This is a genomic window from Streptomyces sp. SBT349 (assembly GCF_001083795.1).
Classification (GTDB): Bacteria; Actinomycetota; Actinomycetes; order Streptomycetales; family Streptomycetaceae; genus Streptomyces.
This window is the reverse complement of the sequence record NZ_LAVK01000083.1, coordinates 1-24,434: the sequence shown is the minus strand read 5'-3', so window position 1 is coordinate 24,434 and position 24,434 is coordinate 1. Positions and strand designations below refer to the sequence as shown.

The following is a 24,434-nucleotide window of genomic DNA, read 5'->3' as shown; positions in this document are numbered from 1 at the left end:
GGACCGGAGGAGCCGGCCCCGGCCGGGGCACCGGGGATCAGGGCCTCGTCCAGCAGGGCGAGTTCGCGGTCGCGGCCGGTGAAGAGGGCGGGTGGGGGCGGAAGTTGCCGCAGCGGCCCCGGCCAGGCCCGTTCCGCCGCGGAGTCCCGCCGCGCCGGGGAGGGCCCGGCGGTCGCGGGGAACGGCTCCACCGGCTCGACGTCGCCCGCCAGGATCCGGTCCCTCGCCCGCAGCCAGTACCCCAGCCGCCGCCCGTCCCCACAGGCGCGGACGAACGCGGCGAGCAGCCAGGGCTGCGGCAGCGATCCCCGCCGCAGGACGTCGGCCAGCGTGGAGCGTGCCAGCACCTCCCCCGCCTCGGCCGCCCGCTTCTCCAGCTCCCTGAAGGTCAGCCCGGCACGCTCCTTGAGCAGCCGCATCGCGGCGACGAACTCGGAGGCGTTCCGCGGGTCTTGCTGCCACGGCTTGCCGGCGTTGCCCATGGCGACCATCGTTGTCCCGGGCGGGCCGCTTGGCAATCGGCCCTCGCCCCCCGGACACTCCTGACCTGCCGGTACGGGCTCCGTCTGTCCGGTTCTGTCCGGGACGCGCCCTCGCCCTGGCCACGCGGGCCCCGCCGCGCAAGGCATGGACATGGCGACCACGCTCATTACACTCCGCCGCATGAGACGAAGAGCGTTATCACCGCTGGCCGCTTCCGTGTCCGCCGCCGCACTCGCCTGCGCCGCACTCGTGCCCACGAGCGCGCAGGCGGGCGAGCCGGCGAGCACCGAGCAGATGCCCGTGCTCATCGGCGACCTCACCCTGTCCACCTTCGCCACCGCCGTCGGCCCGGACGCCGGCGCCGACGACCCGTACGTGCGCATGCGGCCCATCACCGGTGCCCCCACCCAGGGGTGGGATGTCGTCATCCGCCCCGACGGCGCCACCGCCCTGGTGAACGCCGCCACCCGCGGCTGCCTCGGCGTCAGCCCGCTCGCCCCCGGGCCCTGGGTGCGGCAAGCGCCGTGCGACGGCGGCGCGTGGGAGAGCTGGGACATCAGGATCGGCGAGACCAGCACGGTCATCGTCAACCGGGGCAGCGGAGCCTGCCTGACCCAGCCAGGACGGAACGCGCCCCCCGACCTGGACGAGCGGCTGCTGGCCGAGCCGTGCGACGGCTCCGCCCGGCAGTCCTTCGGCCTCGTCGTCTGACGGCCCGCCGCCCCGCGGCCAACGCGGTGAGCGGGGACGACGGGGACGGACCGCGCCAGGCCGTACGCGGGGAGGCGAAGCGTCGGCGCGGTCCGTCGAGGGGCATCCGGGACCTCTGCCCTGCACAGCGGAGGTACCGGTCCCTGCGGGGAGTCTGCCGGACTTCCGCCGGAACTCCACCAGGGCACGGTCGATTTCGGTCGCGTTGCGTGTCCCCGCAGCTACGGCGCGGTGACCAGACACCCTCCCGAGCATGGGCATCCACCTGGCCGCATGACCTCTCAGCCGGGACGGACCGGGCGAAAGAGGACCTGTTCAACACGGCCTGAATGCATGGCCTCGGATGGCCCCGGCCACGGAGCTCCAGGTCAGGTCAGGTCAGGCGGGCGGGCCGGGGGATCACCGCCCCAGCGCCGCCGCCAGCTCGCGGATCTCGCCCGGCCCCACCCGGCAGCAGCCGCCGATCAGCCGCGCCCCCGCGTCGGCCCACGCCGGGGCGAGCCCGGCGATCAGGCCCGCGCCCGAGGCCCCCGTCCACCGGCCGCGGCCGGCGTCCCAGCCCTCACCGCTGTTGGGGTACGCCACCGCGGGCCTGCCCGTGACCGCGCGCGCCGTCGCCACCGCGCCCAGGACCTCGTCCGGCGCGAGGCAGTTGACGCCCACCGCGACCACCTCCTCCCGGTCGGCGGCCACCGCGAACGCCTCGCCGAGCGGCTGCCCCGCCCTGGTCAGGCCCCCCGCGGCGGTGTAGGAGAGCCACACCGGAACGCCGCAGCCGCGCACCGCCCGCAGCAGCGCCTCGGCCTCCACGGCGTCCGGCACGGTCTCCAGCGCCAGCAGGTCGGGCCCGGCCGCCACCAGCGCCTCCACCCGCGGCCGGTGGAAGCGTTCGAGAGCGGCGACGCTCAGCCCGTACCGGCCCCGGTACTCGCCGCCGCCCCCGAGCACCGCGCCATACGGGCCGACCGAGGCGGCCACCCACGGCGCCCCCGCGGCCCGCGCCAGCCGCACGCTGTCGCCGAACAGCCGGGCCGCGGCGCGGCGCCCGACGCCCCGGCGCGCGAACCCCTCGAACGACGCCTGGTAGCTGGCGGTGATCACGACCTGCGCGCCGGCGCGCACATAGGCCGCGTGCGCCTCCCTGAGGCGGTCCTGATCCTCGGCGAGCAGCCGCGCCGTCCACAGCTCGTCGGCGAGGTCGCAGCCCTGGGCGGCGAGCTGGGTGGACAGCCCGCCGTCCAGGACCAGCGGGCCCCCGGAGAGCGGCAGGTCCCTCATCGCGCGGCGCGGGCGGTCGTCACAGCTGCGGCATGACCCGTGAGGCGATCAGCTCCAGGTGGTCCAGGTCGTCCAGGTCGAGCACCTGGAGGTAGATCCGCTGGGAGCCCACCTCGGCGAACCGCCCGATGGCCTCCACCACCTCGCCGGGCGAGCCGGCCAGCCCGTTCCTCCGCAGGTCGTCCACGTCACGGCCGATCGCGTCCGCCCGCCGCGCGACCTCCGCCTCGTCCTTGCCCACGCAGACCACCAGCGCGTTGGAGTACACCAGGTCCTCCGGCGTGCGCCCGGCGTCCTCGACCGCCCGCCGCACCCGGCCGAACTGCGCGGCGGTGTCCTCGACGGAGGCGAACGGGACGTTGAACTCGTCGGCGTAGCGGGCGGCCAGGCGCGGCGTCCGCTCCTTGCCCATGCCGCCGATCAGCACCGGCACCTTCCGCTGCGCGGGCTTGGGCAGCGCGGGCGAGTCCTCGAGGCGGTAGTGCGTGCCCTCGAAGGAGAACGTCTTCCCCACCGGCGTCTCCCACAGCCCGGTGACGATCTCCAGCTGCTCCTCAAGCCGCGGGAACTTGGCCTGGGGGAACGGGATCCCGTAGGCGGTGTGCTCCTCCGCGAACCACCCCGCGCCCAGGCCCAGTTCGACCCGCCCGCCGGACATCGCGTCCACCTGCGCCACCTGGATCGCCAGCACGCCCGGCAGCCGGAAGGTGGCCGACGACATCAGCGTGCCCAGCCGGATCCTGCTGGTCTCGCGCGCGAGCCCGGCCAGCGTGATCCACGCGTCCGTGGGCCCCGGATACCCGTCGACGCTGCCCATCTTCAGATAGTGGTCGGAGCGGAAGAAGGCGTCGAAGCCGAGGTCCTCGGTGGCCTTGGCGACGGACAGCAGGGTGTCGTACGCGGCGCCCTGCTGGGGTTCGGTGAAGATTCGCAGATCCATGACCCCATTGTCCGCCGTGGCAGGCGGGGCCCCGCCCCGGGGCGCGGCCCCGCACGGCGTGGCGGACCCGGCGGGGAAGGTCAGTACGGGAGCGACGGGTACCGCTCGTCGGTCCGCACCCGCAGATGGCTGTTCTCGCGGCTGTTGAGGTCCTCCAGGACCGCCCGCGCCTGCGTCTCCTCGGCCCGCGCCGCGTCCTCGCGGCCGAGTCCGCGCAGCGCCGCGGCCAGCCAGGTCCGCTGCTGGGCCACCACGATCGGGTCGAACGGCTGCTCCGCGGCGTGGGCGAGGGCCCGGTCCGACCAGCGCGCCGCCTCCTCGAACTCGCCGATCTCCAGGTGGTACTCGGCCAGCACCCCGGCGGCGATGGTCCGCTCGTACGGCAGCGGCCCCGCCTCGTAGTTGCGGACCAGCAGGCGCCGCGCCTTCTCGTGGTTGCCGAGGAAGAGCTGGCAGCGGCCCAGGTTGTTGATGATCTGCGGCCGGAACTCCTCGATCCCCGCCTGCCGGACCTCGACCAGCGCCCGCTCCGCCACCTCCACCGCCTCGGTCAGCCGCCCCGCCGAGCCCAGGCAGGGCACCAGGTTGAGCGTCATGGCCAGCGCCTCCACCCGCCTGCCCGCCGACCGGCACAGATCGATCCCGCGGCGCAGCAGCTCCACGCCCCGGTCGCCGCGCCCCTGCTGGCCCGCCGCCTTGCCGAGCTGCCCGTACGCCACCGCCTGCGCGAAACGGTCGCCCCTGCGCCGCCCCACCTCCAGCGTGATCTCGCACAGCCGCCGCTGCGCCCGCCAGCTCAGCCGCATCCCGAAGTAGCTCTCCAGCGCCCGGACACACTCCAGCGAGAACGTGGACAGCGGCGCGCCGCCCAGCTCATCGCCCTGGTCGTACGGGGGCGCGGAGAGCTGCCGCGCCAGCGAGACCACGTCGTCCAGCGCCTCGTCGGCCCACGGCAGCGACTCGTCCACCGAGGTGAACGGCCGCCCCTGCGGATAGCGGTCGGCGCCCGCCTGGTAGCGCCTGCGGTAGTAGTCCGGCAGCGCCAGCGGCACGTTGACCCGGAAGAGGGAGCCCACGTACCAGCGCGCCAGCTCGGCCAGCCGCTCGCCCGTCCGCTCACAGGGCAGCCGCGCCGCCTGCCAGGCCGCGGCCGAGTGCACCAGGTCATGGAGGGTGTAGACGCCGGGCCGCGGGCGCTCCGCGATGCGCGCCTCGACCAGCCGCTCCAGAGCCCGTCGCGCCTCCTGCGCCGAGCAGCCCACGAGGGCGGCCACCGACCCGGGGCTGAACGACCTGACCGCCGGTGCGCCCAGCAGCGGGAACAGGTCCGCCGCCCGCTTGTCGTCCGGCTCACCCGCCGCCGCGAGCTGGTCGATGCTCACCATCAGGCCGGCCCGCAGGTCGAGGTCGTCCGCGGTCGGCTCGTCCATCCCGCGCCGCTCGCCCCTGAGGGCGGCCGTGACGTCGGCGACGCCCCAGCCGGGCCTGGCCGCCATGCGCGCGGCCACGATCCGCAGCGCCAGCGGCAGGCGGCCGCACAGCGAAACCAGCTCCTCCCACTGCCCCGGAGTCCCCCGCTGGGCCGACCCGCCCGCCACGGACCGCACCAGGGTCACGGCCTCCTCGGTGGTCAGGGGTCTGAGATGCAGATGGCGCCCCTGGCGCAGGCCCGTGAGCGCGGTGCGGCTGGTCACCAGGGCCGCCGAGCACGGCTCGTCCGGCAGCAGCGGCGCCACCTGGTCCACGTCCAGCGCGTTGTCCAGGACCATCAGCACCCGTCTGCGGGTGAACTGCTCCCGGTAGAACGCGGCGGCGGCCGACGGGTCCTGGGGGACCTCCTTGCCCGGCGTACCGAGCGAGGCCAGGAGCAGCCGCCGCGCCTCGGGCAGGTCGAGCGGCGGGTTGCGCGGGTCGGCGCCGCGCAGGTCCACATAGAGCAGCCCGTCCGGGAAACGGTCGGCCACCTCGCGGGCCGCGCGCACCGCCAGTGTCGACTTGCCGACTCCGCCGGGTCCGTCGATCAGGCAGACCGAGGGCGCGGCCGGCGCGCAGGTCAACCAGGCGCGTATCCAGGCCAGTTCGAGGCCACGGGCGACGAAGGTGGAGCTGGCGGCGGGGAACGTCGCCAGCTGCGCCCCCGCCCCCTGCGGCGGCGGCCCGCCGCGGGCCGCGTCGCGCAGGGCCCGTTCCAGCACCTGCTGCTCGACCGTCCGCCCGCAGCGCCCGAGGGCCGCGATGGCCTGGCGGGTCAGCCGCTCCCGCGGGTGCGCGCGCACGGCGGCCACCAGGTCGTCGGCGATGGCCGCGTGCCGGCCCAGCACGAGGCCCAGCTCGAACCGCTCCTCCAGCGCCTGGAGGCGCAGTTCGTCCAGCGGCGGGCCCGCGCACTGCCGCAGCGGCCCCCGGGGCAGGTCGCCGAGCGGGTCCCCGCGCCACAGGCCGAGCGCCTCGTCCAGCAGGGCGGCCGCACGCTCGGGCGTGCCCGCCGACAGCTCGCGAGCCTGCCCCATCGCGGCGCGGAACCGGCCCAGATCCGTCTCCGCGGGGCGGACCGCGAGACGAAAGCCCCCCGGCTCGGTGAGGACCCGGCCCGGGGGCATCGACCGGCGCAGCCGGGCGACATAGCCGCGCAGCGTCACCGCGGCCCGCCTCGGCGGGCGGGCTCCCCAGAGCGCTTCGACCAGCTCCTCGCAGGGCACGAACTCGCCCGCGCGCAGCGCCAGCGCGGCGAGAACGGCCCGGAATCTCGGGGGGACCACGGGAAGGGGCGTGCCGCGGTCCGCCACCACCTCCAGCGGGCCGAGGAGCCGGATGTCCAAGGGAAACCCCCACCGCCGATGCCGTGGCCCACCACTCTACTGCGCGGTTGAGGCCCCCCTCGCGGGCTGGAGAATGGCCACGCACTCCAGGTGCTGGGTCATGGGGAAGAGGTCGAACGCCCGCAGGAAGCGCGGCTCGTATCCGGACTCGCGGAAATGCGCGAGGTCGCGTGCGAGCGCCGCCGGGTCGCAGGCGACATAGGCGACGCGGCGCGCGCCGAGCCCCGCGATCCTGGTGACCACCTCGCGGCCCGCGCCCGCTCGCGGCGGATCGAGAACGACCAGGTCGGCCTGGGTGATCCCGGTCTTCGGCAGCACCCGCGCCACCGTCCCCTGCTCGACGCGGACCCGCGGGAAATCGGCCAGATTGTGTCTGGCGTCGACCACCGCACGCTGCGATGCCTCGATCCCGAGCACCGCGCCCGCCTCCCCGACCCGGTCGGCGAGCGCCCCGGCGAAGAGCCCGGCGCCGCAGTAGAGGTCGAGGGCCATCTCCCCCTTGCGCGGGGTCAGGCCCCGCATCACCGCGTCCACCAGCAGCCCGGCCGCCTCGCGGTGCCCCTGCCAGAAGCCGCCGCCGCTCACCCGCCAGGTGCGGCCGTCCGCGCGTTCCCTGACGAAAGCGCGGCCGTGGACCCGGTGGACCGGCGTCTCGCCGCCGCGTCCCCGGCTCTCCTCCCCGCGCATCACGGAGACCGGCCGGTCGAGCTCCACCAGCGGCAGCCGCTCGCCGGGCCGCGGGGTCAGGACCACCATCCGGTCGTGGGAGCCGGTGGCCGCGGCGACCTCCACGCCCGCGATGCCCGGCCAGGTGCGGCGTTCGATCCCCAGCTCGGTCACGGTCTCGGCGGCGATCAGGCAGCGCTCGACCGGCTCCACCTCGTGCGAGCGGTGGCGGCGCAGTCCGGCCCTGCCCTCCTCGTCGATCGCGTACTGGACGCGGGTGCGCCAGGCCGGGACCTCCCCCGGCGGCAGCTTGTCGCCCGGGGCGGGCTCCACGGTGCCGTCCCATCCGGCCTCCTCGGGCGTGAGCCCGGCCAGCGCGCGCAGCTGCTCGGCCAGCACCTCGCCCTTCAGCCGCCGCTGGGCCCCCGGCTTGGCGTGCTGCCAGTCGCAGCCGCCGCACTTGCCGGGACCGGCGTAGGGGCAGGGGGCGGGCACGCGGTCCTTGGACGCGGTCAGCACCCGCACCGCGTCGGCGCGCAGGTACCGCGAGTCCTCGCGGCCCTCGGTGACCCGGGCGAGGACGCGCTCCCCCGGCAGCGTGTGCCGGACGAAGAGGACCCGGCCCTCGGGGGTGCGGGCCACGCAGTGCCCGCCGTGGGCCACGGAGCCGACCTCGACCTCGTACTCCTGGCCCACCAGGGAGGCCGCCTTGGACGTGGGATCTTCGGTGGCCATGAGGGGTTTCGCTCCAGACGGGAGTGCTGCGGGACGGACCCGGCCGGGAGACCCGCCGGGAAAAAACCGGGAAAAACCGGGGAAGGAAACTGCGGCCGTCCAGTCTACGGCTGCCTGGCCCGGTGCCTGGTGCCCCGGCGGATGGACCCCGGGGGGTGCCGCTCGTGCCGCCGCTTCGCCCTCTTCCGGGCGGCCGCGGCGGAGACCAGCTGCCAGGGCACGGAGGTCACCGTCACCCCCGGGGTCAGCAGCAGCCGGGCCTTGAGCCGCAGGGCGCTCTGGTTGTGCAGCAGCGCCTCGTACCAGTGGCCGACGACGTACTCGGGGATGATCACGCTCACCACGTCCCGCGGATGCGCCCGGCGCAGCTCCTTCACGAACCCGACGACCGGGTGCGTGATCTCGCGGTAGGGGGCGTCCAGGACCTTGAGCGGAACGTCGATGTGGCGCCGCCTCCACTCGCTCTTCAGCTGCCCGGTGTCGTCCGGGTCCACGGCGATGGTGACGGCCACCAGGCTGTCGGAGCGCAGCAGCTTGGCGTAGGAGAGGGCGCGCATGGTGGGCTTGTGGATCTGGGAGACGAGGACCACGGCGTGCACCTGGGAGGGCCGCACGTCCAGCTCCTCCTCCGGCACGTCGAGCGCCAGTTCCTCGGCCACCCGGTCGTAGTGGCGCCTGATGCCGGTCATCACCGTGTAGAAGAGGGCCATCCCGACGATCGAGACCCAGGCGCCGTGGGTGAACTTGGTGAGCAGCACGATCGCCAGGACCGCCGCGCACAGGACCGCGCCGAAGCCGTTGAGCGCGCGGGCCCGGTGCATGCGGTGGCGGGCGCGGGGGTCGTCCTCGTCGGCGAGCAGCCTGTTCCAGTGCCGGACCATGCCGCTCTGGCTGAAGGTGAAGGAGACGAAGACGCCGACGATGTAGAGCTGGATCAGCTGGTTCACATTGGCGCGGAACGCGATGACCAGCAGCCCGGCCAGGACGGTGAGCAGCGCGATGCCGTTGCTGAACGCCAGCCGGTCGCCGCGGGTGTGCAGCTGGCGCGGCAGGAAGCGGTCCTGGGCGAGGATCGAGCCGAGCACGGGGAAGCCGTTGTAGGCGGTGTTGGCGGCGAGGAAGAGGATGAGCGCGGTGGCCGCGGCCAGGCAGTAGAAGGCGAACGACCCGCCGCCGAACACCGCCTCGCCGACCTGGGCGATGACCGGGTCCTGGTGGAACCCGGAGCCCGCGGGCTCGCCGTTGATGACGAGGTCCCGCGCCGGGTCCTCCGCGACGCGCACGTGGGTGTGGAGCGCCAGGGCCATGATCCCGAGGAACATGATGGAGGCCAGCGTCCCCATGATGGCCAGCGTTCCCGCGGCGTTGCGGCCCTTGGGCTCGCGGAAGGCGGGCACGCCGTTGCTGATGGCCTCCACCCCGGTGAGCGCGGCGCAGCCCGAGGAGAACGCGCGGAGCAGCAGGAACGCGGTGGCGAAGCCGGTGAGGTTGGTCTCCTCCGGGATGATGTGGAAGTCGGCGCTGGGCGCCCGCATCTCCTTGCCTTCGAGCGCCTTCAGGCCGCCCCAGACGACGGTTCCGAGCACGCCGACGACGAACGCGTAGGTGGGGATGGCGAAGAGGGTGCCCGACTCCTTGGCGCCCCGCAGGTTCAGCAGGGCGAGCGCGACGATGATGACGACCGCGCACATGATCTCGTTCTGCTCGACCACGCTCACCGCCGAGCCGAGGTTGTCGACACCGGCGGAGACCGAGACGGCGACGGTGAGCACGTAGTCCACGAGGAGGGCGCTGCCCACGGTGAGCCCGGCGCGGCGGCCGAAGGTGCTGGAGACCACCGCGTAGGCGCCGCCGCCGTTGGGGTAGGCGTGGACCGTCTGCCGGTAGGAGGCGACGACCGTCACCATCAGGACGACCACGGCGAGGGTGATCCACACGCTGTTGTGGTAGGCCGCCAGGCCGGCGATCGACAGTATGAGGAGGACCTCGCCCGGGGCGTACGCGACGGAGGAGAGCGGGTCCGAGGCGAAGACCGGGAGGGCGATGCGCTTGCGGAGCAGCGTCTCCCTCAGCGCGTCGCTGCGGAGGGCGCGGCCCAGCAGCAGGCGCTTGGGGTGGTCCATGGCCACACGGTACGCCCGGACCGGCCCTGATCCGGACACCGGGCTGCCTGCCCGGTAGCGTGGTCGGCACTGAAGGAGACCTATGCACATCGTCATCATGGGCTGCGGCCGGGTCGGCGCGACCCTCGCCCAGAACCTCGAGGAACGCGGCCACTCGGTGGCGGTCATCGACCGCGACGCGACCGCCTTCCGCAGGCTCGGCTCACGCTTCGGGGGACGCAGGGTGACGGGTCTCGGCTTCGACCGCGACACCCTGAACGAGGCCGGGCTCCAGGACGCGGGCGCGTTCGCCGCCGTCAGCAGCGGCGACAACTCGAACATCATCGCCGCCCGGGTGGCCCGCGAGGTCTTCGGTGTGGAGAACGTCACCGCCCGCATCTACGACTCCCGCCGCGCGGAGGTGTACGAACGCCTCGGCATCCCGACCGTGGCCACGGTGCGGTGGACGGCGGACCAGATGCTGCGCCGGCTGCTGCCCGCGGGCGCCGAGCCGCTGTGGCGCGACCCCAGCGGCGGCGTCCAGCTCTCCGAGGTCCATGTGACCGCCGCCTGGCTCGGGCACACGGTCAGCGCCTTCCAGGAACGGACCGGCGTTCGCGTCGCGTTCCTGACGCGGATGGGCGAGGCCATACTGCCCACGGCGCGGACGGTGTTGCAGGAGGGCGACCTGGTGCACGTGATGATGTACAGCGACCGGGTCGCCGAGGTGGAGGCCGCGTGCCTGCTCGGTCCCGAGGAGCCCCGATGAGAGTGGTGATCGCGGGGGCGGGCGCGGGGGGGCGCTCGATCGCGGCCGAGTTGCTGGAGAACGGGCACGAGGTGCTGCTGATCGACAAGGCGCCGGGCGCGGTGTCGGTCGAGCGGGTGCCCGCGGCCGAGTGGCTGCTGGCGGACGCCTGCGAGATCGCCACGCTGGACGAGGCCGCGCTCGAACGGTGCCAGGTGGTGATCGCGGCCAGCGGCGACGACAAGGTCAACCTGGTGGTGTCGCTGCTGGCCAAGACGGAGTACGGGGTGCCGCGCGTGGTCGCCCGCGTGAACCACCCGAAGAACGAGTGGCTGTTCAACGACGCCTGGGGCGTCGATGTGGCCGTCTCCACGCCGCGGCTGATGTCGGCGCTGGTCGAGGAGGCCGTGAGCATCGGCGACCTGGTGCGGCTGCTGCGCTTCAGCCAGGGCGAGGCCAGCCTGGTGGAGCTGACGCTCCCGGAGACGGCGGCGCTGGTCGGGACCCGGGTCGGTGAGGTGGCCTGGCCACAGGACACCGCGCTGGTCACGATCATCCGCGGGGCGCGGGTCCTGATCCCCGACCCGGACGACGCCCTGGAGGCGGGCGACGAGCTGCTGTTCGTCGCGGCGCCCGCCCGCGAGGGGCAGCTGGAGGAGCTGCTCTCGCCGCGGCGGGGCGCCAGGGAGTCACCGGAATGACGGGCCCGGCCGGGCTGACCCAACGGGCCCGGCCGTCCGGTCAGTCGGGCTCCAGCGCGGTGCGCCGCGCGGCCGGTTCGCCGTCCGCCGCCCTGTCGTCGTCGCCGCCCCCCTCGCGGGCCTTCTCGCGCGCCTCCCACTCCGCGATCACGTCGATCGGGGCGGGGGCCTTCACCAGGATGATCCAGGTGAGGTAGACGGCCAGCAGGAACGGCGGGATGCCGAGTGCCACCCGCAGCCAGCCCAGTTGGGTGGCGTCGCCCCAGAAGTAGATGGGGAAGGTGATGGCGGACTTGGTCAGCAGGATCGCGCCCCAGACGTAACTGGCCTTGGTGTAGGCCACCTTCCGCCCGGGGTTGCGGGTGCGCCACGACAGGTTCTCGCGGAAGACGGGCCCGAGGACGAGGCCGAGCAGCGGAACCCCCGCGAGCGAGGTCACCACATAGCCGATGCCGAGGCCCAGCGTGTAGAGCATGCCGGGGAGGTAGAAGTTCTTGGCGTCGCCGGACATCATCGCGAAGACCGCGCCGAACGCGACGCCGAAGATGCCTCCGAAGGCGTGCTTGGCGGTGCCGCGCTGGACCAGCCGCGCCACCAGCAGCACGGCGGAGAGGCCGAGGGCGGCGACGGCCGAGACGTTGATGCTGCGGTTGATGGTGTAGCTGAGCACGAAGACAAGGCCGGGGACCGTGGTCTCCACCATGCCGCGGACGCCGCCGAACGCCTCGAAGAACGCCTCACGCGTCGCGGCCTCGTCCACCGTCTGGTCGGCCTCGCCCTGCTGGCGCTCCGGTGGGTTCACCTGGCTACTCCTGTCCACGGGGTTGGAGCTCGTATCGGGGATTGAACAGCACCGGCCGGCCGTGCGTCACCGTGACCCGCCCGGAGGCGACGATGGCGCGGCCCGGCTCTATGCCCGCGATGGCACGCCGCCCCAGCCACACCACGTCGAGCGACGCGGTGCCGTCGTCCAGCTCCGCCTGGAGCGCGGGCATGCCCGCCACGGTGCGCTCGGTCACGGTGCGCAGCGTACCGGTCACGCGGACGACGCGGCGCCCGGCCGGGCCCTCCCCGCAGTCGCGGATGCGGGTGCAGCCCGCGTCCGGCGGCTCGGCCGCCGCGGTGAGGTCCTCGCCGCCATCCGGCCCGGAACGCCCCAGCAGGCGCCTCAGCCGCCCTCCGCGCTTCCGGTTCCCCGAGCCACCTTCGGCACTCATGCCATCAGCGTAACGTGGCGGATCCCGCCGTCAGCGCTCGAAGCGGTAACCCATACCCGGTTCGGTGATCAGATGCCTGGGGGCCGACGGGTCGGCCTCCAGCTTGCGGCGCAGCTGGGCCATGTAGACCCGCAGGTAGTTGGTCTCGGTGCCGTAGGAGGGGCCCCAGACCTCCTGGAGGAGCTGCTTCTGGCTGACGAGGCGGCCGGTGTTCCTGATGAGCACCTCCAGCAGATGCCACTCCGTCGGCGTCAGCCGGATGTCCTGGCCGTCGCGGTTGACCTTCTTGGCCGCCAGGTCGACGGTGAAGCCCGCGGTCTCCACCACGGCCTCGTCCTCCGCGCCGCCCGGCTCGGCCCGGCGCACCGCGGCCCGCAGCCGGGCCAGCAGCTCGTCCATGCCGAAGGGCTTGGTGACGTAGTCGTCGGCGCCGGCGTCCAGGGCCTCTACCTTCTCGTCCGAGGTGTGGCGGGCGGAGAGCACGATGATCGGCACCCGGGTCCAGCCGCGGATGCCGGTGATGACGCGGACGCCGTCCATGTCGGGCAGCCCGAGGTCCAGGATGATCACGTCGGGGTGCCGCTCGGCCGCCAGCCGCAGCGCGGACGCGCCGTCGGCGGCGGTGTCCACCTCGTACGTGCGCGCCTTGAGGTTGATGACCAGGGCCCTGAGGATCTGCGGTTCGTCATCGACTACGAGCACCCGGTGCATGGGTCGCCTCTCGTTCGGTCCTGGCCGTCTGGCGTGCGGTGGGAAGGGTCAGCACCATGGTCAGCCCGCCGCCGGGGGTGTCCTCGGCGTGGAGGGTGCCGTGCATCGCCTCGGCGAAGCCGCGGGCGACGGCGAGCCCGAGGCCGACCCCGTTGCCCCTCGGGGTGTCCCCGTAGCGCTGGAAGGGCTCGAATATCCGCTCCTTGTCGGCGTCGGGCACGCCGGTGCCGCGGTCGACGACGCGCAGCTCGACCTGGTTGCCCAGGGTGCTGGCGCTGACCAGGACGCGCTGCCCCGCCGGGCTGTACTTGACGGCGTTCTCCACGATGTTCGCGACGCTGCGCTCCAGCAGGCCGGGGTCGGCGGCGACGAACGGCAGCGACTCGGGGATGTCGAGCTGGACGGCGTTCACGTCGGGGATGCCGCCGAGGGACCGCGGCACCACCTCGTCGAGGTCGATCTCGCGGATCAGCGGCTCGACGGTGCCGGTCTGGAGGCGGGACATGTCCAGCAGGTTCCCCACGAGCTGGTCGAGGCGGTCGGCGCCCTGCTCGATGCTCTCCAGCAGGTCCGCCTCGTCCTCCGGGGACCAGGCGACATCGTCCGAGCGGAGGCTGGAGACGCTGGCCTTGATCGCCGCCAGGGGCGTGCGCAGGTCGTGCGAGACGGCGGCCAGCAGGGCGGTGCGGATCCGGTTCCCCTCGGCGAGCTTGTGGGCGCGCCCCGCCTCGTCCTTGAGCCGCTGGCGGTCCAGTATCCCCGCGGCGTGGGCGGCGAAGGCGGTCAGCACCCGGCGGTCCTCGGCGGGCAGCACGCGGCCGGAGAGCGCCAGCATGGTGCTGTCGCCCACGGGCACGTCCACGTCGGCGTCGTCCGGCTTGTTGAGCGGGCGGGCCGGGTCGTGGACGGAGACGCTGCCGACGCAGGACCAGGTGCGGCGCTCCGGGTCGCGCTCCAGCAGGGCGGCCGTCTCCATGCCGAACGTCTCCCTGGCCCGTTCCAGCAGGGCGGGGAGGGTGTCCTCGCCGCGCAGGACGCTGCCGGCCAGCAGCGTCAGCGTCTCGGACTCGGCGCGGAGCCTTGCGGCCTGCTGGGTGCGGCGGGCCGAGTGGTCCACGACCGAGGCGACGGCCACGGCGATGGCGAAGAAGACGACGATGGCGACCACGTTGTGGCCCTCGGAGATCGACCACTGGCCGGTGGGCCTGGCGAAGTAGTAGTTCAGCATCAGCGAGCCCACCAGGGCGGAGACGACGCCCGGGTAGAGGCCGCCGGTCAGGGCGGCGAGCACGGTGACGGAGAGGAACAGCAGGACGTCGCTGGCGAACTCGGCCCCCGGCGCGGGCTCGGACAGGGCCAGGGTCAGCAGCAGCGGCCCGGCCAGGCCGAGGATCCACCCGGTGAGGGTCCGCGAGCGGCCGAGGCGGGCGCCGCGGGCCGCGGGCAGGCCGCGTCCCTTGGCCACCTCGTCGTGGGTGACGATGTGCACGTCGATGTCGGAGCCGGACTCGCGCGCCACGGTGGTGCCGACGCCCGGCCCGAAGATGTACTGCCAGGTCTTGCGGCGGCTGGAGCCGAGGACGATCTGGTTGGCGTTCACCCCGCGGGCGAAGTCCAGCAGCGCGGCGGGGATGTCGTCGCCGATCACATGGTGGAACGAGCCGCCCAGCTGCTCGACCAGGGTCCGCTGGGCGGCCAGCTCGCGCGGGGAGGCCGAGGTGAGGCCGTCGGCCCGGGAGACGTAGACGGCCAGGACCTCGCTGCCCGAGCTCTTGGCGGCCATCCTGGCGGCGCGGCGGACGAGGGTGGGGCCCTCGGGGCCGCCGGTGAGGCCGACCACGATGCGCTCCCTGGCGTGCCAGGTGGACCGTATGCCGTGTTCGCTGCGGTACCGCTGGAGATAGGAGTCGACGCGGTCGGCGGTCCACAGGAGGGCGAGCTCCCGCAGGGCGGTCAGGTTCCCCGGACGGAAGTAGTGGGACAGCGCGGCGTCCACCTGGTCGGGGGCGTAGATGTTGCCGTGGGCCATCCGGCGGCGCAGCGCCTCGGGTGCCATGTCGACCAGCTCGATCTGGTCGGCGGCGCGGACCACCTCGTCCGGCACGGTCTCGCGCTGGCGGACGCCGGTGATGGACTCCACAACGTCGCCCAGCGACTCCAGGTGCTGGATGTTGACGGTGGAGACGATGTCGATCCCGGCGTCGAGCAGCTCCTCGATGTCCTGCCAGCGCTTCTCGTGGCGCGCGCCGGGGACGTTGGTGTGCGCCAGCTCGTCCACGAGGGCGACCTTCGGGGCGCGGCGCAGCACCGCCTCCGTGTCCATCTCGGTGAAGAGCCGGTCGCGGTAGCGGAACTCCTGGCGCGGCACCTGTTCGAGGCCCTGGAGCAGGACCTGGGTGCGGGGTCGGTCGTGGTGCTCGACGAGGGCCACGACGAGGTCGGTGCCGCGCTCGGAGCGGCGGTGGGCCTCGGAGAGCATGGCGTAGGTCTTGCCCACGCCGGGGGCCGCCCCGAGGTAGATCCGCAGTCTGCCGCGTCGTGCCATGGTTCCATTCTCGCTCTCCGGCCGCGCTCCGGCGGGCGGCCACCTGGTCGTGGGGCGCCGCCCGCCGGGGTCCCGTGGGACGGCGGCGCGGGTCAGCCCCGGGCGAGGTCGCGCAGGGCCAGGTTGAGGGTGAGCACGTTGACGCGCTCGTTGCCGAGGAAGCCGAGGTCCCGGCCCTCGGTGTGGTCGTCGACCAGCGCGGCCACCCGCTCCCCGGGGAGCCCGTTGGCCTCGGCGACGCGGGCGACCTGGATCTCGGCGTAGTCCGGCGAGATGTGCGGGTCGATCGCGGAGCCCGAGCCGGTGACGGCGTCCTGCGGGACCTCGTCCTCGGCCACCCCGTTGAACGCGGCGACCTGCCGCCTGGCCTCGGTGACCGTCTCCACCAGGGTGGGGTCGCTCGCGCCCAGCTGGCCGGAGCCGGTCGCGTTCGGGTCGTAGCCGCTGTTCGAGGGACGGGGCTGGAACCACCGCGGGTCGGGGTCGCCGTCCTCGGTGTTCCAGGTCTGCCCGATGAGTTCGGATCCGACCTCGCGGCCGTCCGCCTCGACCATGGAGCCGTTGGCCCGGTCGGAGAAGGCGGCCTGGGCCACCCCGGTGATCACCGCGGGGTAGATGACCCCGGTGATCACGGTGAGGACGAGAAGCGCTCTGAACGCCGCCCACAGGGGGCGGGCCATGACGCGGGGATGGAAGGACATGAGGATCACCCGATGCCAGGGATGAGGGAGAGGAGCAGGTCGATGGCCTTGATGCCGAGGAACGGGGCGATCAGGCCGCCGACGCCGAAGATCCCGATGTTGCGGCGGAGCATCGCGTCCGCGCCCATCGGGCGATAGGCGACGCCGCGCAGGGCGAGCGGGACCAGGGCCACGATGATCAGCGCGTTGAAGATCACCGCCGAGAGGATGGCCGACTCGGGCGAGGACAGGGCCATGATGTTGAGCTCGTCCAGGCTGGGGTAGGCCACCGCGAACATCGCCGGGATGATCGCGAAGTACTTCGCGATGTCGTTGGCGATGGAGAAGGTGGTCAGGGCGCCGCGTGTGATGAGCAGCTGCTTGCCGATCTGGACGATCTCGATCAGCTTGGTCGGGTCCGAGTCCAGGTCGACCATGTTCCCGGCCTCCTTGGCGGCGGAGGTGCCGGTGTTCATCGCGACGCCCACGTCGGCCTGGGCCAGGGCGGGGGCGTCGTTGGTGCCGTCGCCCGTCATGGCGACCAGCCGGCCGCCGGCCTGCTCCCGCCGGATCAGGGCCATCTTGTCCTCGGGGGTGGCCTCGGCGAGGTAGTCGTCGACGCCGGCCTCCTCGGCGATGGCCTGGGCGGTCCTGGCGTTGTCGCCGGTGATCATGACGGTCCTGATGCCCATCCGGCGCAGCTCCGCGAACCGCTCGCGGATGCCGTCCTTGACGACGTCCTTGAGGTGGATCGCCCCGAGCACGCGGGCGGTCCCATCACGTTCCTCCGCGACCAGCAGGGGCGTGCCGCCGCCCGCGCTGATGGCCTCGACGGCGCCCAGGACCGGGTCGGGGACGGTGCCGCCCCGCTGGGTCACCCAGCCGGTCACGGCGCCGACGGCGCCCTTGCGGACGGACCGCCCGCCGACGTCGACGCCCGACATGCGGGTCTGGGCGGTGAACGCCACCCACTCCGCGCCCGCCGGCGCGTCCTGGTCCCGCTCCGGCCGCCCGTACCGCGTGGTGGCCAGGGTGACGACGGAACGGCCCTCGGGCGTCTCGTCGGCGAGCGAGGAGAGCTGGGCCGCCTCCGCGAGGTCCGCCTCGGCGACGCCGGGGGCGGCCACGAACGCGGACGCCTGCCGGTTGCCGTGGGTGATGGTGCCCGTCTTGTCCAGCAGCAGCGTGGAGACGTCCCCCGCCGCCTCGACGGCGCGGCCCGAGGTGGCCAGCACGTTGCGCTGCACCAGCCGGTCCATGCCGGCGATGCCGATCGCGGACAGCAGCGCGCCGATCGTGGTCGGGATGAGGCAGACCAGCAGCGCGGTGAGCACCACCATGGACTGCTCGGCCCCGGCGTGGACGGCGAAGGGCTGGAGCGTGACCACGGCCATCAGGAAGACGATGGTCAGGCTGGCCAGGAGGATGTTGAGCGCGATCTCGTTCGGCGTCTTCTGTCGCGCGGCGCCCTCCACGAGGGAGATCATCCGGTCGAGGAACGTCTCCCCCGGCTTGGCGGTGATCCGGACGACGATCCGGTCGGAGAGCACGCGGGTGCCGCCGGTGACGGCGGAACGGTCGCCGCCGGACTCGCGGATGACGGGGGCCGACTCGCCGGTGATGGCCGACTCGTCGACCGAGGCGACGCCCTCGACGACATCGCCGTCGCCGGGTATGACATCGCCCGCCTCGCAGACGACGCGGTCGCCCACGCGCAGCTGGGTGCCGAGGACGCGCTCCTCGCCGGTCCCGGACTGACGCCGGGCGACGGTGTCGGTGCGGGCCTTGCGCAGCGAATCGGCCTGCGCCCGGCCGCGGCCCTCGGCCACGGCCTCGGCGAGGTTGGCGAACAGGACGGTCAGCCACAGCCAGGCGGCGATCGTCCAGCCGAACCAGTCGCCCGGGTCGGTGACGGCGAGCACCGTGGTGAGCACGGAGCCGGCGCCGACGACGAACATGACGGGCGCCTTGATCAGCAGCCGCGGGTGGAGCTTGCGAAGCGCCTCGGGCATCGACTCCCACAGCAGGCGGGGGTCGAAGCTGCCGTGGGCGACGCGGCCCCTGGCCGCGGCGTCCCTGGGCCGTTCCGGGGTCTTCTCCGGTCTGGTACGGACGGGGGTGGTGGTGCTCATGTCGCGAGTCCTTCCGCGAGCGGGCCGAGGGACAGCGCCGGGAAGAACGTCAGGCCCGCGATGATGACCGTGCTCGCCACGAGCATTCCGGCGAAGAGGGGTTTGTGGGTGCGCAGGGTGCCCGCGGTCTCGGGGACACGCTGCTGCTCGGCCAGCGAGCCGGCCAGCGCGAGGACGAACACCATGGGCAGGAAGCGGCCCAGCAGCATGCACAGGCCGAGGGTGGTGTTGAAGAACTCGGTGTCGGCACCGAATCCGGCGAACGCGCTGCCGTTGTTGTTCGAGGCGGACGCGTAGGCGTAGAGGACCTCGGAGAAACCGTGCGGGCCGATGTTCGTCATGGCCTCCTCGCCCTTGCCGTTGGCCATGGCCAGGGCGGTGCCGCCCAGGACCAGGGCGGGGGTGACGAGGATGTAGCAGGCGGCGAGCTTGATCTCCCGGGCACCCAGCTTCTTGCCCAGGTACTCGGGGGTGCGGCCGACCATGAGCCCGGAGATGAAGACCGCGATCATGGCCAGGATCAGCATCCCGTACAGGCCCGAGCCGACGCCTCCCGGGGCGACCTCGCCGAGCACCATGCCGAAGATCAGCACGCCGCCGGAGAGGCCCTGGAAGGAGTCGTGGAAGGAGTTGACCGCGCCCGTCGAGGTCATGGTGGTGGACACGGCGAACAGCGAGGAGGCACCCTCGCCGAGCCGCTGTTCCTTGCCCTCCATGGAGCCGCCCGCGAGCTGCGAGGCGGTGCCCGGGGCCTGGGCCTCCAGCACGGTGACGGCGACGACGCCGGCCAGCCAGATCGCGCCCATCGCGGCGACGATCGTGTAGCCCTGCTTGACGTTGCCGACCATCGCGCCGAAGGTGCGCGGCATCGAGAACGGGATGACCAGCAGGAGGAAGATCTCCAGCAGGTTGCTGATGCCGTTCGGGTTGGAGAACGGGTGGGCGGAGTTGGCGTTGAAGAAGCCGCCGCCGTTGGTGCCCAGGTGCTTGATGGCCTCCTGGGAGGCGTCGGGGCCGCCGGTGATGCTCTGGTCGACGCCGGTGACCGTCGTGACCTGCCCGATGTCCGAGAAGTTCTGGATGACGCCGAGCGCGACCAGGACGATCGCGAACAGCACCGAGATCGGCAGCAGGATGCGGACGGTGCCGCGGACCAGGTCGGCCCAGAAGTTGCCGAGCCCCCCGGTGCGGAAGCGGACGAAGCCGCGGATCAGCGCCACGGCGACGGCCATGCCGACGGCGGCGGAGACGAAGTTCTGCACCGCGAGGCCGCCGGCCTGGACGAGGTGGCCCATGGCGGCCTCGCCCGAGTACGACTGCCAGTTGGTGTTGGCGACGAAGGAGACGGCGGTGTTGAACGCCTGGTCGGGGGCGATCGGGTCGAAGCCCACGGACCAGGGGAGGTGGTTCTGCACCCGCTGGAGGGCGTAGAGGAAGACCACGCCGACCAGGGAGAAGGCGAGCACCCCGCGCAGATACGCGGTCCAGCGCATCTCCGCGTCGGGGTCCGCGCCGATCGCGCGGTAGATCCAGCGCTCGGCGCGCAGGTGCTTCTTGCTGGTGTAGACGGCGGCCATGTAGTCGCCCAGCGGGCGGTGCACGAGCACCAGCGCCACGACCAGGGCGAGGATCTGGAGGATGTCCGCGAGAGTCTGGTCCACGGCGGGCGCTCAGAACTTCTCGGGGAACAGCAGAGCCAGGACGAGGTAGCCGAGCAGGACCGCGGCGACGCACAGTCCGGCGACGTTCTCCGTGGTCACAGCTTCGCCACCGCCTGGGCGACGAGGGCCACCAGGGCGAAGCCCGCCACGGTGACGAGGACGAAGACCACATCGGCCATCGGATGCTCCTGAAGGGGACAGGGTCGGTGTTGCTGACCCCTTCAGGGAACATCCACGCGGGCCCGATGAGACGTCCCTTGACGGCCCTCTGACACGGCCCCGCCCACCCTTGACGGCTCGCTTACGCGGGCCCCTGTCCGCCCTCGCCCCACCCCTGGTCCTCGCCCCGCTCCTCGGCCCGGCGGCGGCGGAGAACGATCGCCAGATCCATCGCCGCGATCACGGTGAGTACCGCGGCGGCCAGCGTCAGCCAGCCCAGCACCGCCGGGCTCGGGCTTCCGTCACTGTCCGTGCTCCCCCACCAGATCGCCAGCGCGACGGTCAGGGCGGCGAACAACGGGAGGAAGATCCCGTTGAGCACCAGGCGCAGGCGCAGCGCGCTGTAGGCGGTCACCGGCTCGGTGCCGGTCCGCCGGTGGCGTCCGTTGACCATGGCGGCCTCCTCCCGGAGGCCGCCGAGTACCCCGGGGGTGCCGTGACACACCCCGCCGCGGCCGAGGAGCGGCGGGGCGCGGGTCACCTGACCTCGGAGATCTCCGGGCCGCGGCGCAGCTTGTCCAGGCCGCCCGCGAAGCGGGAGACGGGCGCGCCGTCGTCCGGCGCCTGCTCCTGCTTGACCCCGTCCGGCACCATCTGGGCGTCCTCGGGGAGCTTGAGGACGATCGGGTCGCGGGGGGCCATCGGGGTATCGCCGCGGACGACGACGGTGTCCTTGAAGATCTGCTCCAGGAGGCCCCCGGCCTGCGGCTGGACCGCGCCCTGCCCCGAGATCACGCCCCGCAGGAACCAGCGCGGGCCGTCCACGCCGATGAAGCGCACGACCTGCATGCCGCGCTTGCCGTCGGGCAGCTGCACCGGCACCTTGGCCCGCAGCTCCCAGCCCAGCGGGCCCTCGATCTCGTCGATCACGCCGCCCTGCTGCGTGATCCCGGCGGCGATCTCCTCGCGGACCTCGCCCCAGATCCCCTCGCGCTTGGGGGCGGCGAACGCCTGGAGCTGGACCGCGCTGTCCTTGACCACCACGGTCGCGGCGACGATCGCGTCCCCCGCGACCTCGACGCGCAGCTCCATGCCCTGCACACCCGGGATGAACAGGCCACCGAGGTCGACGCGGCCCTCGGCCGGCTTGCCGACCTCGCTCACGTCCCAGGGCCCGTCCGGCCGGGGCGCGGGCTCCAGCTTCACCCGACGCACCTCGTCCTCGTCAGGAGCCTCCTCCTCCGCGGTCGCCTCGACCGCGTCCTCTGGCTCCTCGTTCCGCTTACGACGACGTCCGAACACGTCACTGTCCTTTCCGGTCGGCAGTCCCGCCGGGACCGACCGCAGCATAGGGGTTGTGCACGCTCGCATGGCCGCCCGTTGAGCCGAAACCCCCCGCGGCCCGCGCCGATCCCGGCAGCTCCGCGACCTCGTGAAAACGAACCGTCTCCACCCGCTGGACAACGAGCTGCGCGATCCGGTCGAATGGCTGGAACCGTACGGTCTCCCGCGGATCCAGATTGATCACGATGACCTTGATCTCTCCACGGTACCCGGCGTCGATGGTGCCGGGTGCGTTCACCATGGCCACCCCGCAACGGGCGGCCAGTCCGGAACGTGGGTGCACGAACGCGGCGTACCCGTCGGGAAGGGCGATCGAAACGCCGGTCGGCAGCATGGCGCGCTCGCCGGGGGGCAGCTCCGCCGCCTCCGTGGTGACCAGATCGACGCCGGCGTCGCCGGGGTGCGCCCGGGACGGCACGGGGACCGCCGGGTCCAACCGCCGGATGAGGACGTCCAGGGGGGCTCTGCTCGGGGGGGCACTCACGGTGCAGACCCTACCGCCGCCGGGGAGTACAGGGGGCAAGCCTGCCATGCTTGGGCCCATGAAGCCCTATGACGAGCGACTGACCGTGCCCAGATCGTGGTGGCTGATGGCGGTGCTCGGGCTGGGGCTGTTCGCCGTCGCCCTGGTGCCGCTGGGCGCCGTGGCGCTGCTCTGCGGACTGGCCGCCGGCGGGACGCTGGTCGGAGTGGGCCTGAGCACCTACGGATCGGCTCGGATCCGGGTGGTGGCCGACTCCCTGATCGCGGGGCAGGCCAGAATCCCGCTCTCGGCTCTGGGTGAGGCCCGGACCCTCGACGCCGACGAGGCGCGCGCCTGGCGCACTCACCGTGCGGATGCCCGAGCTCATATGCTGCTCCGCGCCTACATCCCGACGGCGGTGCGGGTCGAAGTGAAGGACCCGGATGATCCGACGCCCTATCTCTACCTGTCGACCCGCAGGCCCGACCGCCTCACCGCGGCGCTGGGTGCGGCCCGCCCGGACGTGGCGTAGGCCAGGACCGGGCGGGCCCTCATGCCGCGCAGTCGCGGCAGATGGGCTGGCCGTCCTTCTCCGAGGCGAGCTGCGAACGGTGGTGCACCAGGAAGCAGCTCATGCAGGTGAACTCGTCCGCCTGCCGAGGCAGCACCCGGACCGACAGCTCTTCGTTCGAAAGGTCGGCGCCGGGCAGTTCAAGGCCCTCCGCCTGCTCGAACTCGTCCACATCGACCGTGGACGCCGACTTGTCGTTCCTCCGGGCCTTCAGCTCCTCGATGCTGTCTTCGTTGACATCATCGTCGGTCTTGCGTGGAGTGTCGTAGTCGGTTGCCATTTCGTTCTCCCCCTCCGGGTGTCTCGGTATCTCCAGCGCTCGTAACGCGCGGGGGGTCGGACTTTGTGCCCGACCTGAGGCGGAGATTTTGCCTCACATCAAGTGGTGTTACTCAATCGACACCCAACCGAACGCCTGAAGAGGTGATCATTCCGGCTGCCGATCGGGCCGTTAACGGGCCAAAACGCCTGCTGCGGCCGCTGGGCGCCCGCCCTTGCCGGACGCCGGTATGTGATAGATCACATCTCCCTCTTTCCCGTCTCGCCGGGCGCTCAGACCGGAAAGGTCACGCGCATGACGAGCCCGCCGCTCTCCCGGGGCTGGGCCACGACATAGCCGCCGTGCGCCCGCGCCACCGACCGGACGATGGACAGCCCGAGGCCGACACCTTTGTCGCTGCCCGTGCGCTGCGTCCTGAGCCGCCGGAACGGCTCGAACATATTATCGACCTCGTAGGCGGGCACCACCGGGCCGGTATTCTCCACCACGAGAACAGCCCGACCGGGGAGCGCTTCCACGTCCACCCGGACCCAGCCGTCCGCTGCAATGTTGTACCGCACCGCGTTCTGTACCAGGTTCAGTGCGACACGCTCCAGGAGCACTCCGTTCCCGTGCACGAATACCTGGGGGCGCACTCCCAGCAGCTCCACGCCCCTGCCCCGGGCATCCTCGCGGCTCTGCTCGACCGCCTGCCCCGCGACCTCGGAGAGGTCCACCGGCTTCCGGTCCACCAGCTCGTTCTCGCTGCGGGCGAGCAGCAGGAGCCCCTCGACCAGCTGCTCGCTGCGCTCGTTCGTCGCCAGGAGCGTGTTCCCCAGCTGGACGACCTCGGGCGAGACATCGGGATCGGAGAGCTGCACCTCGAGCAGCGTGCGGTTGATCGCGAGCGGGGTGCGCAGCTCGTGCGACGCGTTCGCCACGAAGCGCTGCTGGGCGGTGAACGCCCGGTCCAGGCGGTCCAGCATCTCGTCGAAGGTGTCCGCCAGCTCCTTCAGCTCGTCGTCGGGGCCGTCGAGCTCGATCCGCCGGTGCAGGTCGGAACCGGCCACCCGGCGCGCGGTCCGGGTGATGCGCCCCAGCGGCGCGAGCACCCGGCCCGCCATGACATAGCCGAACGCGAAGGCCGCCACCGCGAGGCCGAGCAGCGCGAGCAGCGAGCTGCGCAGCAACTGGTCCAGCGCGATGGCGCGCTGGGTGTCGGAGCAGTCCGCGAGCCACACCTCGAACTCCTGTGCCCGCACCGGGCTCGGCAGCGCCGGGCAGACGTCGGAGGTGATCGTCACTTGGGTGGTCTCGTTGTTGAAACGGAACGGTGTCTCGGTCCCGCGGCCCAGCGCCTGGGCGGCCAGCAGGTAGATGATCGTCGTCAGCACCACACCGGCGATCAGGAACATCCCGCCGTACAGCAGGGTGAGCCGGATCCGGATGGTGGGGCGCAGCCAGCTGCGCGGCTGCTCCGCCTCGTGCGGGTCCCAGTGGGGCTTGGGG

22 protein-coding genes and 1 pseudogene are annotated in these 24,434 nt (G+C 73.0%); 4 read left to right on the top strand and 19 right to left on the bottom strand.

From position 1 onward, the window contains the following. A pseudogene (locus ADY01_RS36005) lies at window positions 1-482 on the bottom strand (XRE family transcriptional regulator); the annotation flags it as partial. 181 nt (window positions 483-663) lie between these two features. Between ADY01_RS36005 and ADY01_RS13170 the strand changes: the two are divergent. Continuing rightward, window positions 664-1,194 carry an RICIN domain-containing protein gene (locus ADY01_RS13170; RefSeq protein WP_159001180.1) on the top strand — a complete coding sequence of 177 codons (531 nt, stop codon included), beginning with the start codon at window positions 664-666 and terminating at the stop codon, window positions 1,192-1,194. A gap of 399 nt (window positions 1,195-1,593) precedes the next feature. On the opposite strand, the gene mmuM is transcribed toward ADY01_RS13170, so the two are convergent. The 5 genes from mmuM to ADY01_RS13145 form a co-directional block, all read right to left on the bottom strand. Beyond that, window positions 1,594-2,472 (bottom strand): homocysteine S-methyltransferase, encoded by an 879-nt coding sequence (gene mmuM, locus ADY01_RS13165; protein WP_049571204.1) that lies wholly within the window; start codon window positions 2,470-2,472, stop codon window positions 1,594-1,596. Window positions 2,473-2,491: 19 nt separating this feature from the next. Further along, window positions 2,492-3,412 carry an LLM class F420-dependent oxidoreductase gene (locus ADY01_RS13160; RefSeq protein WP_049571201.1) on the bottom strand — a complete coding sequence of 307 codons (921 nt, stop codon included), beginning with the start codon at window positions 3,410-3,412 and terminating at the stop codon, window positions 2,492-2,494. Window positions 3,413-3,492: 80 nt separating this feature from the next. Beyond that, window positions 3,493-6,231 carry an AfsR/SARP family transcriptional regulator gene (locus ADY01_RS13155; protein ID WP_049571199.1) on the bottom strand — a complete coding sequence of 913 codons (2,739 nt, stop codon included), beginning with the start codon at window positions 6,229-6,231 and terminating at the stop codon, window positions 3,493-3,495. A 36-nt stretch (window positions 6,232-6,267) separates the two neighbouring features. Continuing rightward, window positions 6,268-7,632 carry a class I SAM-dependent RNA methyltransferase gene (locus ADY01_RS13150; protein ID WP_049571197.1) on the bottom strand — a complete coding sequence of 455 codons (1,365 nt, stop codon included), beginning with the start codon at window positions 7,630-7,632 and terminating at the stop codon, window positions 6,268-6,270. Between the two features lie 104 nt (window positions 7,633-7,736). Beyond that, on the bottom strand, window positions 7,737-9,755 hold the full coding sequence (locus tag ADY01_RS13145; protein WP_049571194.1) for an APC family permease: 2,019 nt from the start codon (window positions 9,753-9,755) through the stop codon (window positions 7,737-7,739). Between the two features lie 82 nt (window positions 9,756-9,837). Here ADY01_RS13145 and ADY01_RS13140 point away from each other — a divergent pair, with 82 nt between their 5' ends. Both ADY01_RS13140 and ADY01_RS13135 read left to right on the top strand, forming a co-directional pair. Continuing rightward, window positions 9,838-10,503: a potassium channel family protein gene (locus tag ADY01_RS13140; RefSeq protein ID WP_049571192.1), complete on the top strand. Its 666-nt coding sequence runs from the start codon at window positions 9,838-9,840 to the stop codon at window positions 10,501-10,503. Next, window positions 10,500-11,183 (top strand): potassium channel family protein, encoded by a 684-nt coding sequence (locus tag ADY01_RS13135; protein ID WP_049571189.1) that lies wholly within the window; start codon window positions 10,500-10,502, stop codon window positions 11,181-11,183. The genes ADY01_RS13140 and ADY01_RS13135 overlap by 4 nt, the downstream gene beginning before the upstream one ends. 40 nt (window positions 11,184-11,223) lie before the next feature. On the opposite strand, the gene ADY01_RS13130 is transcribed toward ADY01_RS13135, so the two are convergent. The 11 genes from ADY01_RS13130 to dut form a co-directional block, all read right to left on the bottom strand. After that, window positions 11,224-11,985, bottom strand: a complete 762-nt coding sequence (locus ADY01_RS13130; RefSeq protein ID WP_078900258.1) for a DUF3159 domain-containing protein — start codon at window positions 11,983-11,985, stop codon at window positions 11,224-11,226. Between the two features lie 4 nt (window positions 11,986-11,989). Continuing rightward, entirely contained in the window at window positions 11,990-12,400 is a 411-nt protein-coding gene (locus ADY01_RS13125) for an OB-fold nucleic acid binding domain-containing protein (RefSeq protein WP_049571183.1), read from the bottom strand. A gap of 30 nt (window positions 12,401-12,430) precedes the next feature. Continuing rightward, window positions 12,431-13,111, bottom strand: coding sequence for a response regulator (locus ADY01_RS13120; protein WP_049571221.1), 681 nt, complete (start codon window positions 13,109-13,111; stop codon window positions 12,431-12,433). Then, entirely contained in the window at window positions 13,086-15,656 is a 2,571-nt protein-coding gene (locus ADY01_RS13115) for a sensor histidine kinase (RefSeq protein ID WP_049571180.1), read from the bottom strand. Before ADY01_RS13115 ends, ADY01_RS13120 begins: the two co-directional genes overlap by 26 nt. Before the next feature lie 92 nt (window positions 15,657-15,748). Further along, window positions 15,749-16,357 (bottom strand): potassium-transporting ATPase subunit KdpC, encoded by a 609-nt coding sequence (kdpC, locus tag ADY01_RS13110; protein ID WP_049571218.1) that lies wholly within the window; start codon window positions 16,355-16,357, stop codon window positions 15,749-15,751. A 5-nt stretch (window positions 16,358-16,362) separates the two neighbouring features. Continuing rightward, on the bottom strand, window positions 16,363-18,468 hold the full coding sequence (gene kdpB, locus ADY01_RS13105) for a potassium-transporting ATPase subunit KdpB (RefSeq protein WP_049571178.1): 2,106 nt from the start codon (window positions 18,466-18,468) through the stop codon (window positions 16,363-16,365). Next, on the bottom strand, window positions 18,465-20,129 hold the full coding sequence (gene kdpA, locus ADY01_RS13100; protein ID WP_199826222.1) for a potassium-transporting ATPase subunit KdpA: 1,665 nt from the start codon (window positions 20,127-20,129) through the stop codon (window positions 18,465-18,467). The genes kdpB and kdpA overlap by 4 nt, the downstream gene beginning before the upstream one ends. Before the next feature lie 9 nt (window positions 20,130-20,138). Further along, entirely contained in the window at window positions 20,139-20,228 is a 90-nt protein-coding gene (kdpF, locus tag ADY01_RS38100) for a K(+)-transporting ATPase subunit F (RefSeq protein ID WP_049571175.1), read from the bottom strand. Window positions 20,229-20,430: 202 nt separating this feature from the next. Continuing rightward, the gene (locus ADY01_RS13090; protein ID WP_049571213.1) at window positions 20,431-20,742 is read right to left on the bottom strand and encodes a DUF6343 family protein; all 312 of its coding nucleotides are present in this window, start codon (window positions 20,740-20,742) and stop codon (window positions 20,431-20,433) included. Between the two features lie 83 nt (window positions 20,743-20,825). Then, complete coding sequence (locus ADY01_RS13085; RefSeq protein WP_049571172.1) at window positions 20,826-21,590, bottom strand: DUF3710 domain-containing protein; 765 nt, start codon at window positions 21,588-21,590, stop codon at window positions 20,826-20,828. A gap of 1 nt (window position 21,591) precedes the next feature. Further along, window positions 21,592-22,089: a dUTP diphosphatase gene (dut, locus tag ADY01_RS13080; protein WP_049571210.1), complete on the bottom strand. Its 498-nt coding sequence runs from the start codon at window positions 22,087-22,089 to the stop codon at window positions 21,592-21,594. An 85-nt stretch (window positions 22,090-22,174) separates the two neighbouring features. Between dut and ADY01_RS13075 the strand changes: the two genes are divergently transcribed. Continuing rightward, entirely contained in the window at window positions 22,175-22,627 is a 453-nt protein-coding gene (locus tag ADY01_RS13075; RefSeq protein ID WP_107081717.1) for a DUF3093 domain-containing protein, read from the top strand. Window positions 22,628-22,646: 19 nt separating this feature from the next. Here the strand turns inward: ADY01_RS13075 and ADY01_RS13070 are convergent, their stop codons facing one another. Both ADY01_RS13070 and ADY01_RS13065 read right to left on the bottom strand, forming a co-directional pair. After that, the gene (locus ADY01_RS13070; RefSeq protein ID WP_049571160.1) at window positions 22,647-22,946 is read right to left on the bottom strand and encodes a DUF4193 domain-containing protein; all 300 of its coding nucleotides are present in this window, start codon (window positions 22,944-22,946) and stop codon (window positions 22,647-22,649) included. A 272-nt stretch (window positions 22,947-23,218) separates the two neighbouring features. Beyond that, a partial coding sequence (locus ADY01_RS13065) for a sensor histidine kinase (RefSeq protein ID WP_049571157.1) occupies window positions 23,219-24,434 on the bottom strand: 1,216 nt, incomplete at its 5' end.